Here is a 14,186-nt window from a genome sequence, read left to right as displayed (position 1 = left end):
AGCTATCCTTTTGCCGCGGAGCGCGTGGGGTTGAGAATGCGGGTGTTCAGCCAGATAGCCAGCAGGATAATGGTGCCGGTAGCTATCTGGGTGTAAAACGGCGAAATATGCGACAGGATCAGCCCGTTCTGAATGACCGCAATCGACAGCGCGCCCAGCAGCGTGCCGATAATGGTACCGAAGCCGCCAAACAGGCTGGTACTGCCGAGCACCACGGCGGCAATAACCTGCAGTTCAAAGCCTTCGCCCTGGTTGGAGGAGCCGCTGCCGAGGCGAGCGGTAATGATCATTCCCGCCAGCGCGGCGGCCATGCCGCTGAGGATATAGACCTTCATCGTGACGGCTTTGGTGTTAATCCCGCTGCGTCGCGCGCCTTCAGCGTTGGCGCCGATAGCGGTCACGTAGCGACCAAAACGCATGTGATTAAGAACGATATGCCCGATCAGCAGAATCAGAATGCCGAGCAGCGCGGGCATGGGGATACCGACTACCCACGCGCGTCCGATAAAGGTAAACAGGCTGTCAGCCGGAACCGGAATCGAATAACCCTGAGTGATCAGCAGCGCGATGCCGCGAACCACAGCCAGAGTGGCGAGGGTGACGATAAACGCCGGAATCCCTTCATAGGCAATAAAGAAGCCGTTGATGGCGCCAACGACGCCGCCGAGCAACAGGCCGCCGAGCAGTACCACCGGCCACGGCAGCCCCCAGCTATTCAGGGCGATAGCGGAGAGTGCGCCGACCAGCGCCAGGGTAGAGCCCACCGACAGATCGATACCGCCGGTGGTAATCACCAGGGTCATCGCCGTCGCGACGATCAGCAGCGGGGCGCTCTGACGGATGATATTCAGCCAGTTGGTGCCGGTGAGAAAGTTGCTGGTGATCAGCGAAAACACCACGCAGCAGAAGACGAAAAAGAGCGCGATGCTGACTACGCCCGAGTGGTTATGCAGCAGGCGGCGCGGCAGCGAATGCTGGATCATGCGGGAGCTGCTTAAGTTCATGATACTCATCCTGTTACCTCAATGTGCAGCCGCAGAGCGGGCGGTGAATTTTTCGCCCACAATCAGGTTAACGATATCGTTCAGGCTGGTGTCGGCCACCCGTCTGTCAGCGACATTGGTACCTTCATACATCACCATGATCCGGTCACACACCAGGAACAGGTCCTGCAGGCGGTGGGTAATCAGAATCACGCTCACCCCGCGAGAGGAAACGCGGCGAATGAGTTCCAGAACCGCTTCGACCTCCGCGACGGCCAGCGCGGCGGTGGGTTCATCCATAATCAGCACTTTCGGGTCAAAGGCCGCCGCGCGGGCGATGGCAATAGCCTGGCGCTGGCCGCCGGAGAGATTTCGCACCAGCAGGCGGGTATCCGGAATAGAGATCCCCAGCCCTTTAAGCATCTCTCTGGCATCGGCGTGCATTTTGGCCTCGTCGAGAAAGGGAATACCGAGGACCGATTTCATCGGCTCACGGCCCATAAACAGATTGCCCGCGACGTCGACCGTGTCGCAGAGCGACAGATCCTGATAGACCATCTCGATATGGCAGCGGCGCGAATCGGCCGGATTGGTAAACTGCTGCTGTTCACCGTCGATACGAATCGTGCCGCTGGAGGGGATCACCGCGCCAGAGAGCACTTTGGTGAGGGTGGATTTCCCCGCGCCGTTATCGCCCACTAAACCCAGCACTTCGCCCGGGGCCAACTCGAGGTTAACGCCGCGCAATGAACGTATCGACCCGTAGGTCTTAGTGATATTGATCATCTCCACCCTTGGCGGGGTAGTTTGTGGCTGCTGCATCTGATAACTCCCATCGCTATTGCCGGGAAAATGTTCGCCATCCTGCGGGAGAGACTCTATCCGTCACGGTTTACAATCTAGTAAACCGGTTTACCTGCGGATCAGAGCCCTCGCCAGTACAGTCAGGACAAACGCTATGTAAGATATTTGTTCGCCAGTAAGAACATTGCAGCATCCGTGCCAGGGCAGGAACAACACAGCAGCCCTGTGACTTAACCTTATGTATTCAATAGGTTTTATTGATTGCAATCCGGTAAACCGGTTTACTGATTATAGTGAATAAATTGTTAATTGATCGTTTTTTGCGCCAAAAACGGGCGCTTTTGCGTCATTATGGGACATGCTTAACAGATCTTGATCGAGTCGCGACCAATCCATTCAACCGGCAGGCGGGTTTCCGCTGGGATATCCGGATCGTCGTTTAGCAGGCGCATCATGATGTGCACCGCGGTGCGCCCCAGTTCCCGGGCGGGCTGGCGGATAGTGGAGATCCGCGGCTGGGTAAAATCGGCGTAATTGGCGTCATCGAAGCCGACTAGCGAAAGCGCCTCCGGCGCCTGGAGCCCGCTGGCGCGTAGACCGTCAAGCAGACCGAGCACCAGATAGTCGCTGGCCGCGAAGACGGCGGTAGGGCGAACCGGTTGGCTGAAGAGGTGCCGCAGCGCCTGCTGGCCAAACTCGCGCTGATAGTCGCCGTACATCACCCATTCGGGCGGCCAGCTCAGGCCGGCTTGCTCCATCGCGGTGCAAAAACCCTGATAGCGCTCACGGACGCTCATCAGTTTGTCCGGGCCGCCGACGAAAGCGATATGACGATGCCCAGCGGCGATCAGTTTTTCGGTGGCGATGCGCCCGCCCTGAACGTTATCGGCAAACACTTTTGGAACCTGACTCCCGGGAATATCTTCATCCAGCAGGACAATGCGTTCGTGACGCTGGATCTCCTTGCGCAGCAGGCCGTTATCGGGGCGGTTGGTGGTGAACAGCAGGCCGTCTACCTGGCAGGTATCCAGCCAGCGGATGAACTGGCACTCTTTTTCCGGGTTGTTGCGGGTGATACACAACACCAGGCTGTAGCCGCTGGCAGAAGCGGCCTCTTCGGCAGCGTCGGCCAGCTCGGCAAAGAAGGGGTTGGTAATGTCGGGGAGCACCAGGCCAAGCGTCTCGCTGCCGCCTTTGCTCAGACGGCGCGCCAGGCTATTGCCGCGATAGTCCAGTTCGCGAATGGCGGTTTCGATACGGTCGATGGTGTCCTGCGGCAGCACAATACTGTTGTTCATATAGCGCGACAGGGTCGCTTTCGACAGCCCCGCCAGCTTTGCCACATCAGATAACAATACGCGTTTTATACTCATTTCCTGCGCCATCTCTGCCAGAATCGGCTATCTGTAACATAGTTAAGCGCGGTGGATACAGCAATTTCTCTGTGCGTAATAAGCGAAAATAAATGCTTGACAAATTTTAATCAGCAGAGAATTGTATAGGCAGTTTACCGCATCATCCGGGAAGTCATTCCCAAACCCGTTTAAGTCATTCCAGTCGCGCACCGACACGGACCGGTTGCCGGGATGACATTAAGCAGGTATCCGCCGAACGATCGATGATTGTTCTGGCCATATAGACGATATTTGCCCGCCAAAAAAACAATCCTTCTGCGTTCGCATGCGGCGCGGAACTCTGCTGGCTATCAACTATTCCCGACGAGGATACTGATGATGTTATTTCACACCGGAAAACTGCGTTTACTTGCTGTCGCCACGACCATGCTGGCATCGATGAGTTTTATTTCTGCCGCCAGCGCTGCCGGTCCGACTTATGCGCTGGTGCAAATCAATCAGCAGGCGCTGTTCTTTAATTTGATGAATAAAGGCGCGCAGGATGCGGCTAAGGCCAGCGGCAAGGATTTAGTTATTTTCAATTCTAACGATAATCCCGTGGCGCAAAACGACGCGATAGAAAACTATATTCAGCAAGGCGTTAAAGGCATTCTGGTCGCCGCTATCGACATTAACGGAATTATGCCAGCGGTAAAAGAAGCCGCCGCCGCTAACATTCCGGTGATTGCGATTGATGCCGTATTGCCGGCCGGACCACAGGCGGCCCAGGTCGGCGTGGACAATATTGAAGGCGGCAGAATTATTGGTAAATATTTTGTGGACTACGTGCAGAAAGAGATGGATGGCAAGGCGAGGGTGGGGATTGTCGGCGCGCTGAATTCGGCCATCCAGAACCAGCGGCAGAAAGGGTTCGAAGAGACGCTGAAAAGCAATCCGAACATTACCATCGCTAACGTGGTCGACGGGCAGAACGTGCAGGATAAAGCGATGACCGCGGCGGAAAACCTGATCACCGGCAACCCGGATCTGACAGCAATCTATGCCACCGGCGAACCCGCGCTGCTCGGCGCTATCGCCGCCGTAGAAAACCAGGGGCGCCAGAAGGACATTAAAGTGTTTGGCTGGGATCTGACGGCGAAGGCGATTTCCGGTATTGACGGCGGCTACGTGACCGCCGTCCTGCAGCAGGATCCGGAAAAGATGGGCGCCGAGGCCCTGAATGCGCTGAACAGCATCACGTCGGGAAAAACCGTGCCGAAAACCATTCTGGTTCCGGCGACGGTGGTGACCAAAGCGAACGTCGATGCTTACCGTCCGCTGTTTAAGTAGGTCAACGCGCGCCGTCCTGGGTTAACAGGGCGGCGAGCTCATGGCTGCCGGGAAACGCGCTGAGCGTTCCCCGGCGGCTAACGGTTATGGCGGCAGCGCGGCTGGCGTGCGCCAGCGCCAGGTCATCCGGCGCGACGCCGCGCAGCAGGGCGGAGGCCAGCATGACGGCGAGGAACGTATCGCCTGCGCCGGTCGTATCAATCGCTTCGGCGGGCACGGCGGGAAAAAACTGGCGCTGTTCCGCCTGAACCAGCCAGGCGCCAGCGGCGCCCTGGGTTATCACTAAGGTTTTCACCCCATAGGGCTGAAGCAGCTCGGCCTCGGATTCATTGACTACCGCGATGTCGATGAGCGGCCACAGATGGCAAAAGTCAGGATTGACGGGCGAGGGGTTGAACACCGTGGTCATGCCGAGAGTTTTGGCGTACCGGAACAGCGCCCGCGTTTTATCGAGGGAGAAATTGCCCTGCTGCAGCAGAATATCGCCGGCGGCGGCATCCGCCATATGCGGAATAATATCCTCAAGGCTGAAGGCGTCGGCAGCCGCCGTCGTGGTAATGATGGCATTGTCGCCATCAGCGCTATTTAAAATAATCGAGGTGTCGCTATGTTGATTGAAAGGTTGGTCGGGAAGTAAGGTCAGTGGTTCATTTTTTATCTGCTGGCGGATCCAGGCGCCGTTGCTGTCATTTCCCGTGGCGGCAATTAAACGCGTCTCTATTCCACAGCGGGATAATATAATCGCCTGATTCGCGCCTTTACCGCCGATATCCTGCGAAACTTTAACGCCGTGAATGGAAGTGCCTTTTTTCGGTATATCCGGAATGGACCAGGTTTCATCGACGGCAATATTACCGGTAACGTAAACACGCATAGTGTTCCCTTAACAGGATGGATAAGATGGTTGCTATCTCAGCAGAAAAAACCAATGCAATACAAGCTATTTTTTCACGAAACAAAGCCGTTATTGGCGTTATTCATTGCGATCCTTTTCCTGGCGCGCCTAAATATCGAGGAAAATCAGTCTCCGATATTGTTGAGCGTGCACTTCGCGATGCTGAAAATTATATTTCAGGCGGTGTTCATGGTCTGATTATTGAAAACCACGGCGATATTCCGTTTTCCAAACCTGAGGACATCGGCCATGAAACCTCCGCGCTGATGGCGGTCATTACCGAGAAAGTTCGTGAGCGGTTTGCGGTCCCGCTGGGTATTAACGTCCTGGCTAACGCGGCGATCCCGGCGATGGCCATCGCGCTGGCGGGCGGCGCCGATTTCGTCCGCGTCAACCAGTGGGCCAACGCCTATATCGCCAACGAAGGATTTATCGAAGGGGCGGCGGCAAAGGCGCTGCGCTACCGCAGTATGCTGCGCGCTGAGCATATTCGCGTTTTTGCCGATAGCCATGTCAAGCACGGTAGCCATGCCATCGTCGCCGATCGTTCGATTCAGGAGCTGACGCGCGATGTCGATTTCTTCGAGGCCGACGCGGTGATCGCCACCGGCCAACGCACCGGCGATAGCGCCACGATGGCGGAAATTGACGAGATCCGCGCGGCGACGGCGCTACCGCTCCTGGTGGGCTCAGGGGTAACGCCGGCTAACGTGAGGCAGATCCTCGGGCGGACCCAGGGGGTCATTGTGGCCAGTACGATGAAGGTCGATGGCGTCTGGTGGAACGATGTTGAGCTGGCCCGGGTGAAGCATTTTATGTCGGTCGCTCAGGCCGCGCTGGAGGAAGCCTAATGGAAGCGTTTAGCGAACGCCTGCTGCGCGAACATCAACCAGCGTGGCTGGCGATGCAGCAGCACCCGTTTGTCACTGATATTGAACAGGATCGACTGCCGACAGCCGTCTTCAACCGCTATCTGGTGTTTGAGGGCAATTTTGTCGCGACGGCCATCGCGATTGTTGCCCTCGGGGTCAGCAAAGCGCCGGGTATTCATCAGCAGCGCTGGCTGATTGGCGTGCTGAATGCCCTGGCTGATACGCAGATCGCGTGGTTTGAGCAGGTGTTGTCAGCGCGGCAGATCGATCCCGCTGAGTACCCGGATGATTTGCCCGGGGTACGGCGTTTTCGCGACGGTATGCTGCGGACCGCCCGCGAGGGCAGTTATGAGCAGATCGTGACCCTGATGTTCGGTGCGGAGTGGATGTACTATCGCTGGTGCAGACGGGCGAGCGAACATCGACAGAGCGATGCTGATTTACGACGCTGGGTGGAAATGCACGCGGAGGACGAATTCTACCAGCAGGCGCTCTGGCTAAAGAACGAACTCGACCGTTGCGCCATGGCGCTGAGTGAAAAGGAAAAGCAGGCGCTGTCGGCGCTTTACGGTGAAGTACTGCAGTGGGAAATTGATTTCCATCACGCTGCATACGAGGAATAGCCGCGAGGTGAATCACAGGAGGCGCCGGAAGCGGCGTCTTCTGAAATCTTGCTCAGGTAGTCCACGTCTTATCCGGGCATTGCCTCTCCAGCCATTGTACGACGAGGGGCCATCATTTCTCTGCATGGCTGGGGGGGCTATGTCCGCTTCCATTTCGTGTCGCCTTGCCGGAATACAGACTTTCCTGCCGTAGCGGGGCAAATATCCTGCACTTTGACGCTTATTGATTATACTTTGATGGTGGCTTGTGCTGCTTCAGGCAGTTGACGCGAGGGCGGGTAGCAAACCAGCCCCCCTGACATTGGGTCAACAGGTCCGATGATGATGTGATCATGTAACAGTCGAGGAGGTATGGAAAGATGGGATTATTAAGTTTTGTGAAAGAAGCGGGCGAGAAAATATGGGACGCCGTCTCCGGAGACAGTAAAGAAGAGCGGGCCGATAAACTGAAAAAACATATCGATGGTCTTAATCTGCCTGGCGCCGAAAAGGTCAATATTGATGTTGCGGACGATGGCACCGCCAAGGTCACTGGCGATGTCGCTTCGCAGGAGGATAAGGAAAAAATTCTGGTAGCGGTCGGGAATGTCACTGGCGTAGGTCAGGTCAGTGACGGCGTTAAGGTGACGCAAAGCGGGGCGGAAAGTCGTTTTTACACGGTCAAATCCGGTGACACCCTGAGCGCTATCTCCAAAGCGATGTATGGCTCTGCCAATGATTATCAACGTATTTTTGAAGCCAATAAACCGATGCTGACGCATCCCGATAAAATCTATCCGGGTCAAGTGCTGATTATCCCGGCGAAGTAGGCCGTTCATTCCACTCAGTAGTAACATCAGTGATGGCAGGGATACTTGCTTTATACCGTCGTCGGGAGCAGCTGCGGACATCAATTCCTCTCTCAACGGCAAAAGAGCCAGCAAGCTGGCTCTTGTTTCCCCGGGTTCAGGCGCTTACTGCGCGTCAGCCAGCGCCAGCCGGGCCTCTTCCTGCTCGCTGTTTTTACGCTGTTGCTCAAGCTCCAGCGCGCCGCGATGAGAAAGATAGCAGAACAGGATGCAGCAGACGATCCCGCCCATCAGCAGATAGAACCCGCCGTGCCAGCCCATTTTATCGACCATCACGCCGAACAGGCTGGTGCCTAACGAGGCGCCAAAGATATAGCTCATAAATCCGCGCAGGCCCACGGCGGAGCCAACGGCAAAGCTGGGGACGATCTCCATGGTCTGGACCGAGGCCAGAAACTGCGGGACGTAAATCAGGCAGCCCACAATCGCCGCAAATACCGTGACCATCAGCAGTGATTCGCTTTTCCAGTAGCCGATCAGACAGATGAAGATCAGCGCCATGCAGATCATGGCTAACGGCATCCGGCGGCCTTTGAACAGCTTATCGGAAAGCCAGCCGGCCAGCAGGGTTGACGGAATCGCCGCCCATTCAAAAAACAGGAAGGCGACGCTCATCTGCTCTTTAGAAAAATGTTTCACCGTCAGCAGGTAGATTGGCAGCCAGCTGATCATGCCGAAACGCACCATATAGACAAACACATCCACAAGGGAGACATACCAGGCGTTTTTGTTACGCAGGACGTAGGTGCAGAAGATCTGGAATGCGCTCATGTTCTCCGGCGCTTTCTGGGCGTGTTTGGTCTTCAGCACCACTTTTTCTTCCGGCATCATCTCTTCCAGCGAAGGCAGGCCTTCCTCGCGCGGCGAACCTTTACCCAGCACCAGTACGCTGATGGCGAATACCACCGCCACGCAGGCCGGCACAATGTAGCTGGCGCTCTGCCAGTGCTCGGTACCGAGAATCGCAAATGCGGCGCCGACGATCGGGGCGACAATCCCGCCGCCGACGTTATGGGAAATATTCCAGAAAGCCCCTACGCGGCCACGCTCCCGACGCGGGAACCAGTTAGCGATGGTAATAAAAGAGGGGCCGACCCCCATCCCCTGAAACAGGCCGTTCAGGACAACCAGCGCAGCAAAAACCCAGAATGCGGTGCTGAATCCTAACCCGACGTTGACGATGGCGCACAGTACGAGACCGCAGGCCATAAACACTTTCGGGCTGGCTTTATCCGCGAGGCTGCTCATCACGCCTTTACTGATCCCGTACGCGATGAGCATACAGCTGCTGAGCAAACCGATCTGCGTGGCGCTAAGATCTAACTGCTCTTTCAGATAGGGCGTGGATAAGGTGAAGTTATTGCGCACGATATAGTACGCCAGATATCCCAGAAATACGCTTAGCAGCGCCTGCATACGGTATCGACCATACGTTGCCTGAATTTTCTCAGCAGGAACTGTATTCGCCGACGGCCCTTTTTTTAATAATGATAACATGTCGTCACCTGTATTTTATATTGATGTGAACATCAGGAGCATTCGGCCTGAAGGGTGAAATAAGCGGCCGTAAAATACAAATCGTCGAAATGAGTCAAAACTGACTCAAAATAATGAATTGATAGGTTGCTTTTGACTCATATTGAATGAGCGAGAGCCTGCGGAATTAATGTTGCGCTGATTTTATGTCCGGCTTGTGCGGACTCTAACAAATTACCCAATCATTATCTGGTAATCTTTAGCGATATTCCCGGGCGCCCGTTTGGCTATTTTTCCGCTCGCGGTGATTAATTCGCCAGCTGTCATAAACGGGTAAGTTTTGTCTCAACGTAATTTTTTCGGTATTTCAATATTTATGAACGGGATCACAAACATGTCTCTTCGTCGGGGCTGGATAGTGAGCAAAATGCTCGCGCTGATGCTGCTGACCGCCTGGCTGAGACCCTGTGCGGCGCAAAGCAATGAGCTGGTGATGGCGACGACATTTTCTCCCAGCGCCACCGAGTGGATTATCGATCGCTGGCAGAAAGAGCCGGGGTCAGTGACGATCAGGACGCTCAACCGCACCAGCGCCTCGCTGGAACAGCTGCTAGACACGGCAAATGCCGAAAATGTCGATCTGATCCTGACCTCGTCGCCGATGCTGCTGCAGCATCTTCAGGAGCATAAAAAGCTGGCACTGTTCAGCGGTGCGCCGGCAGTCAGCCAACAACTGGTGCCGGAATCCATTCGCTCCACCTCCGTGGCCGTAGCGATTTCCGGGTTCGGTTTGCTGATTAATCGCCCGGCGCTGATGACACGGCATCTGCCTGCGCCAGCGGACTGGGATGACCTGACTGATCCCCGCTATCAGGGGGCGCTGCTGATGAGCAGTCCGTCGCGTTCGGATACCAACCATCTGATGGTGGAGTCGCTGCTGCAACAAAAGGGCTGGATTAAAGGATGGGAAACGCTGTTGACGAGTGCGGGAAACCTCGTGACCATTTCATCCCGCAGCTTTGGGGTGGCGGATAAGATTAAAAGCGGCCTGGGCGTGGCCGGTCCGGTGATTGATAACTACGCCAATCTGCTGCTGAACGATCCGCACCTGGCTTTTACCTATTTCCCGCAGTCGGCGGTTTCGCCGACCTATGTCGCGGTGCTTAAAAACAGTCAGCACGCCAGCGAGGCGCGGCGGTTTATTCGCTATCTGTTAAGCCCGGAGGGCCAGGCGATCCTCGCCGATGCCAATACCGGGAAATACCCGGTAACGCCGCTGGCGGCGGGCAATCCGCGGGCGGCGCAGCAGGCGGTGCTGATGAATCAACCGCCATTGAACTATCGGCTGATCCTCAAACGCCAGCGTCTGGTGCAACGGATGTTCGATACGGCGATCAGCTTTCGTCTTGCCCAGCTAAAAGATGCCTGGCGAGCACTGCATAGCGCGGAGGCCCGTCTCAAGCGTCCGCTGCCCGAGATTCGCGCGTTGCTGACCCGTGTGCCGGTCGATCCGGCGAGCAGCGAGGATGAAGCCTGGCTGGCTCAGTTCGACAATAAGAGCTTCGCGGAACAGCAGATGATGGCGTGGCAGCTCTGGTTTCTCAACAATCAGCGGCAGGCGATTAATAAACTGGAAGAACTGAAATGATGGGCAGGTCCATGCTGCAACGTCTGCGGCAAATCAGTATCAGTAGCAGCCTACGCGGGGCTTTTCTGATGGGGGCGCTGCTGACGCTGATTGTCAGCAGCGTCAGCCTCTATTCATGGCATGAGCAAAGTTCGCAGATCCGCTATTCGCTGGATGAGTATTTTCCGCGCATCCATTCGGCTTTTCTGATTGAAGGTAATCTCAACCTGGTGGTCGATCAGCTCAATGAATTTCTGCTGGCGCCGAATACCACGGTACGGCTGCAGCTGCGCAACCAGATTATCCAGCATCTGGATAAAATAGAGCGGCTGAGCCAGGGGTTGTCGCCGGCAGAACGGCAGCAGCTGGCGGTGATATTGCAGGACAGCCGCGCGCTGCTGGCGGAACTGGATCGCGTGCTCTACAACATGTTTCTGGTTCGTGAAAAGGTGGGAGAGCTTTCGGCGCGGATCGACTGGCTGCACGATGATTTCACCACTGAGCTGAATTCGCTGGTGCAGGATTTTACCTGGCAACAGGGAACGCTGCTCGATCAGATTGAAGCCCGACAGGGGGATGCGGCACAGTACCTGAAACGCTCCCGGGAAGTACAGAATGAACAACAGCAGGTCTATACCCTGGCTCGTATTGAAAATCAGATCGTTGACGACCTGCGCGACAGGCTCAATGAACTGAAATCCGGTAATGATGACGGTATGCTGGTGGAGACGCATATCCGCTATCTTGAAAACCTGAAGAAAACGTCGGATGAAAATATTCGTGCGCTGGATGACTGGCCGAGCACCATTACCCTGCGACAAACGATCGATGAGCTGCTGGAAATTGGCATGGTGAAAAATAAGATGCCGGACACTATGCGGGACTACGTTACCGCGCAAAAAGCGCTCGTGGAAGCCAGCCGGGCCAGAGAAGCGACGCTGGGACGCTTCAGAACGCTGCTGGAAGCCCAGCTTGGCAGCAGTCACCAGCAGATGCAGATGTTTAATCAGCGTATGGGGCAGATTGTCCGGGTCAGCGGCGGGCTAATCCTGGTGGCGACGCTGCTGGCGCTGCTGCTGGCGTGGGGGTTGAATCATTATTTTATTCGCTCGCGGCTGGTGAAACGCTTTACCGCGCTGAATCAGGCGGTGGTGCAGATTGGTCTGGGCCAGACCGAGGCGACCATTCCGGTTTACGGGCGCGACGAGCTGGGACGTATTGCCGGTTTGCTTCGCCATACCCTCGGTCAGCTTAATGCGCAAAAACAGCAGCTTGAACAGGAGATAGGCGAGAGGAAAGCGATTGAGGCCGATCTGCGTGCCACTCAGGACGAGCTGATCCAGACCGCTAAACTGGCGGTGGTGGGGCAGACAATGACTACCCTGGCGCATGAGATTAATCAGCCGTTGAATGCGCTGTCGATGTATCTTTTTACCGCAGGAAGGGCGATCGAGCAGGGACAGACGGAGCAGGCGCGGACGACGTTAAGCAAAGCGGAAGGGTTGATCAACCGCATTGACGCGATTATCCGCTCCCTGCGCCAGTTTACCCGCCGCGCAGAACTGGAAACGCCGCTGCACCCGGTCGATTTGCGCCAGACCTTTACCGTGGCATGGGAACTGCTGGCGATGCGCCATAAACCTCAGCAGGGGACGCTGCTGATACCGGATGACGCCGTCTGGATCCTGGGAGACGAAGTGCGTGTTCATCAGGTGCTGGTGAACGTGCTGTCAAATGCCCTTGATGCTTGCCCGCACGCAGCGCAAATCACCGTGAGCTGGCACATCCAGGGCGAAAGGCTGTGCGTGTTGATTGCCGATAACGGCCCCGGCTGGCCTGCGGCCTTACTCCCTTCGCTGTTAAAACCGTTCACTACCAGCAAAGCCGTGGGGCTGGGAATAGGGCTTTCGATAAGTGTTTCGCTGATGACGCAAATGGAAGGGGCGTTGCGCCTGGCGTCGACGTTTACGCGCAGTGCCTGCGTGGTGCTGGAATTCAATTTGACGGATGTAAAAGATGTTGAGTAATCACTGTTCGATTCTGCTGATTGATGATGATGCCGATGTGCTGGATGCCTATACGCAGCTGCTTGAGCAAGCGGGGTATCAGGTCAGTGCCTGTAATAATCCTTTTGATGCGCGGGAGCGGGTGCCGAAGGACTGGCCCGGCATTGTTTTAAGCGATGTCTGCATGCCCGGCTGCTCCGGAATCGATTTAATGACATTGTTTCATCAGGATGACGATCTGCTGCCGATTCTGCTTATCACCGGTCACGGCGATGTGCCGATGGCGGTGGAGGCGGTGAAAAAAGGGGCCTGGGATTTCCTGCAAAAGCCGATCGATCCGGGCAAGCTGCTCACGCTGGTGGATGCCGCGCTGCGTCAGAGGCAATCGGTGATCGCCCGTCGCCAGTATTGTCAGCAAAAATTACAGGTTGAGCTTATTGGCCGCAGCCAATGGACGGATCGGTATCGCCAGCGCCTTCAGCAGCTGGCAGAGACGGATATTGCGGTATGGCTTTACGGCGAGCCGGGAACCGGCCGGATGACCGGCGCGCGTTACCTGCACCAGTTAGGGCGTCACGCCGAAGGTCCGTTTATCTCCTGCGAACTCAATACGGCTAACGCCCACACGCTGAATGAACTGATCGCGCAAGCCCAGGGCGGGACGCTGGTCCTAAGCCACCTGGAGCATCTGTCTCACGGGCAACAGCATCATCTGGTACAGCTGCAGAGTCATGAGAAACGGCCTTTTCGCCTGATTGGTATCGGTAATGCTTCGCTGGTGGAGCTGGCCGCCAGCAGCCAGATAGTGGCGGAACTCTATTACTGCTTCGCGATGACGCAAATTGGCTGCCAGCCTCTGTCAAAGCGACCTGATGATATCGAGCCGCTGTTTCATCACTATTTGCAAAAAACCTGTCAACGGCTGAATCATCCCGTCCCTGAGGTGGATGCCGGTCTGTTGAAGGGGATGATGCGGCGGGTGTGGCCAAATAACGTTCGCGAACTGGCGAACGCCGCCGAGCTGTTTGCGGTGGGGGTATTACCGCTCGCGGAAACGGTGAATCCGCTGATGCTCGTCGGCGAACCGACGCCGCTGGATCGGCGGGTTGAGGAGGTCGAGCGGCAGATTATCACTGAAGCGCTGAATATCCACCAGGGACGTATCAATGAGGTGGCGGAGTATCTGCTGATACCGCGTAAAAAACTCTATCTCAGAATGAAGAAGTATGGCCTGAGTAAAGAGCACTACAAAGGGGTTTAGGCATGGCGCCAGACGATGGTTAATAATATCCTGAATGGTTCCTGCGCCGGAAAATAACGATGTTTTTACGCTAAAGGGGCAGGGAAGGGTGAACCCTTATGAATACC

Annotated in this window: 12 protein-coding genes; 7 read left to right on the top strand and 5 right to left on the bottom strand. The window is 56.0% G+C overall.

All coding sequences use genetic code 11. From position 1 onward, the window contains the following. Positions 1-2 precede the first annotated feature (2 nt). The 3 genes from ABLU95_RS04745 to ABLU95_RS04735 all read right to left on the bottom strand — a co-directional run bounded on the left by ABLU95_RS04745 (position 3) and on the right by ABLU95_RS04735 (position 3,172). On the bottom strand, positions 3-1,004 hold the full coding sequence (locus tag ABLU95_RS04745; protein ID WP_023289710.1) for an ABC transporter permease: 1,002 nt from the start codon (positions 1,002-1,004) through the stop codon (positions 3-5). Positions 1,005-1,022: 18 nt separating this feature from the next. Then, positions 1,023-1,769 carry an ATP-binding cassette domain-containing protein gene (locus ABLU95_RS04740; RefSeq protein ID WP_162923944.1) on the bottom strand — a complete coding sequence of 249 codons (747 nt, stop codon included), beginning with the start codon at positions 1,767-1,769 and terminating at the stop codon, positions 1,023-1,025. A gap of 380 nt (positions 1,770-2,149) precedes the next feature. After that, positions 2,150-3,172, bottom strand: a complete 1,023-nt coding sequence (locus tag ABLU95_RS04735) for a LacI family DNA-binding transcriptional regulator (RefSeq protein WP_032428845.1) — start codon at positions 3,170-3,172, stop codon at positions 2,150-2,152. 345 nt (positions 3,173-3,517) lie between these two features. Between ABLU95_RS04735 and ABLU95_RS04730 the strand changes: the two genes are divergently transcribed. Next, a complete protein-coding gene (locus ABLU95_RS04730) occupies positions 3,518-4,471 on the top strand; it encodes a substrate-binding domain-containing protein (protein WP_348878924.1) in 954 nt (317 codons plus the stop codon). Between the two features lies 1 nt (position 4,472). Here ABLU95_RS04730 and ABLU95_RS04725 read toward each other — a convergent pair whose 3' ends face one another. After that, on the bottom strand, positions 4,473-5,345 hold the full coding sequence (locus ABLU95_RS04725; protein WP_348878922.1) for a PfkB family carbohydrate kinase: 873 nt from the start codon (positions 5,343-5,345) through the stop codon (positions 4,473-4,475). 26 nt (positions 5,346-5,371) lie between these two features. Here ABLU95_RS04725 and ABLU95_RS04720 point away from each other — a divergent pair, with 26 nt between their 5' ends. From ABLU95_RS04720 to lysM, 3 genes are all read left to right on the top strand, one after another. Then, a complete protein-coding gene (locus ABLU95_RS04720; RefSeq protein WP_023289705.1) occupies positions 5,372-6,217 on the top strand; it encodes a BtpA/SgcQ family protein in 846 nt (281 codons plus the stop codon). Then, positions 6,217-6,861, top strand: a complete 645-nt coding sequence (locus ABLU95_RS04715) for a TenA family protein (protein WP_348878920.1) — start codon at positions 6,217-6,219, stop codon at positions 6,859-6,861. Before ABLU95_RS04720 ends, ABLU95_RS04715 begins: the two co-directional genes overlap by 1 nt. A gap of 359 nt (positions 6,862-7,220) precedes the next feature. After that, positions 7,221-7,670 carry a peptidoglycan-binding protein LysM gene (lysM, locus tag ABLU95_RS04710; RefSeq protein WP_348878919.1) on the top strand — a complete coding sequence of 150 codons (450 nt, stop codon included), beginning with the start codon at positions 7,221-7,223 and terminating at the stop codon, positions 7,668-7,670. Between the two features lie 144 nt (positions 7,671-7,814). On the opposite strand, the gene pgtP is transcribed toward lysM, so the two are convergent. Beyond that, positions 7,815-9,206 carry a phosphoglycerate transporter PgtP gene (gene pgtP, locus ABLU95_RS04705; protein WP_044523233.1) on the bottom strand — a complete coding sequence of 464 codons (1,392 nt, stop codon included), beginning with the start codon at positions 9,204-9,206 and terminating at the stop codon, positions 7,815-7,817. A 406-nt stretch (positions 9,207-9,612) separates the two neighbouring features. Between pgtP and pgtC the strand changes: the two genes are divergently transcribed. Genes pgtC through ABLU95_RS04690 form a run of 3 tightly spaced genes read left to right on the top strand, consistent with a single transcriptional unit; the run spans position 9,613 to position 14,079 of the window. Beyond that, on the top strand, positions 9,613-10,833 hold the full coding sequence (pgtC, locus tag ABLU95_RS04700; protein ID WP_348879037.1) for a phosphoglycerate transport regulator PgtC: 1,221 nt from the start codon (positions 9,613-9,615) through the stop codon (positions 10,831-10,833). Further along, positions 10,830-12,839, top strand: coding sequence for a two-component system sensor histidine kinase PgtB (gene pgtB / locus ABLU95_RS04695; protein ID WP_064154606.1), 2,010 nt, complete (start codon positions 10,830-10,832; stop codon positions 12,837-12,839). The genes pgtC and pgtB overlap by 4 nt, the downstream gene beginning before the upstream one ends. Further along, complete coding sequence (locus ABLU95_RS04690) at positions 12,829-14,079, top strand: sigma-54 dependent transcriptional regulator (RefSeq protein WP_348878917.1); 1,251 nt, start codon at positions 12,829-12,831, stop codon at positions 14,077-14,079. The genes pgtB and ABLU95_RS04690 overlap by 11 nt, the downstream gene beginning before the upstream one ends. Positions 14,080-14,186: the final 107 nt, after the last annotated feature.

The organism is Klebsiella sp. GG_Kp146, from assembly GCF_040061975.1.
Lineage (GTDB): Bacteria > Pseudomonadota > Gammaproteobacteria > Enterobacterales > Enterobacteriaceae > Klebsiella > Klebsiella quasipneumoniae.
The sequence above is the reverse complement of the archived record's forward strand: the minus strand, read 5'-3'. Positions and strand labels throughout refer to the sequence as shown.

Bases quoted from the DNA above. Each gene is read 5' to 3' on its own strand.
- lysM (WP_348878919.1), top strand. From the start codon at position 7,221: ATGGGATTATTAAGTTTTGTGAAAGAAGCGGGCGAGAAAATATGGGAC.
- ABLU95_RS04740 (WP_162923944.1), bottom strand. From the start codon at position 1,769: ATGATCAATATCACTAAGACCTACGGGTCGATACGTTCATTGCGCGGC.
- pgtP (WP_044523233.1), bottom strand. From the start codon at position 9,206: ATGTTATCATTATTAAAAAAAGGGCCGTCGGCGAATACAGTTCCTGCT.
- ABLU95_RS04720 (WP_023289705.1), top strand. From the start codon at position 5,372: ATGGTTGCTATCTCAGCAGAAAAAACCAATGCAATACAAGCTATTTTT.
- ABLU95_RS04745 (WP_023289710.1), bottom strand. From the start codon at position 1,004: ATGAACTTAAGCAGCTCCCGCATGATCCAGCATTCGCTGCCGCGCCGC.
- ABLU95_RS04690 (WP_348878917.1), top strand. From the start codon at position 12,829: ATGTTGAGTAATCACTGTTCGATTCTGCTGATTGATGATGATGCCGAT.
- ABLU95_RS04715 (WP_348878920.1), top strand. From the start codon at position 6,217: ATGGAAGCGTTTAGCGAACGCCTGCTGCGCGAACATCAACCAGCGTGG.
- pgtB (WP_064154606.1), top strand. From the start codon at position 10,830: ATGATGGGCAGGTCCATGCTGCAACGTCTGCGGCAAATCAGTATCAGT.
- pgtC (WP_348879037.1), top strand. From the start codon at position 9,613: ATGCTCGCGCTGATGCTGCTGACCGCCTGGCTGAGACCCTGTGCGGCG.
- ABLU95_RS04730 (WP_348878924.1), top strand. From the start codon at position 3,518: ATGATGTTATTTCACACCGGAAAACTGCGTTTACTTGCTGTCGCCACG.
- ABLU95_RS04725 (WP_348878922.1), bottom strand. From the start codon at position 5,345: ATGCGTGTTTACGTTACCGGTAATATTGCCGTCGATGAAACCTGGTCC.
- ABLU95_RS04735 (WP_032428845.1), bottom strand. From the start codon at position 3,172: ATGGCGCAGGAAATGAGTATAAAACGCGTATTGTTATCTGATGTGGCA.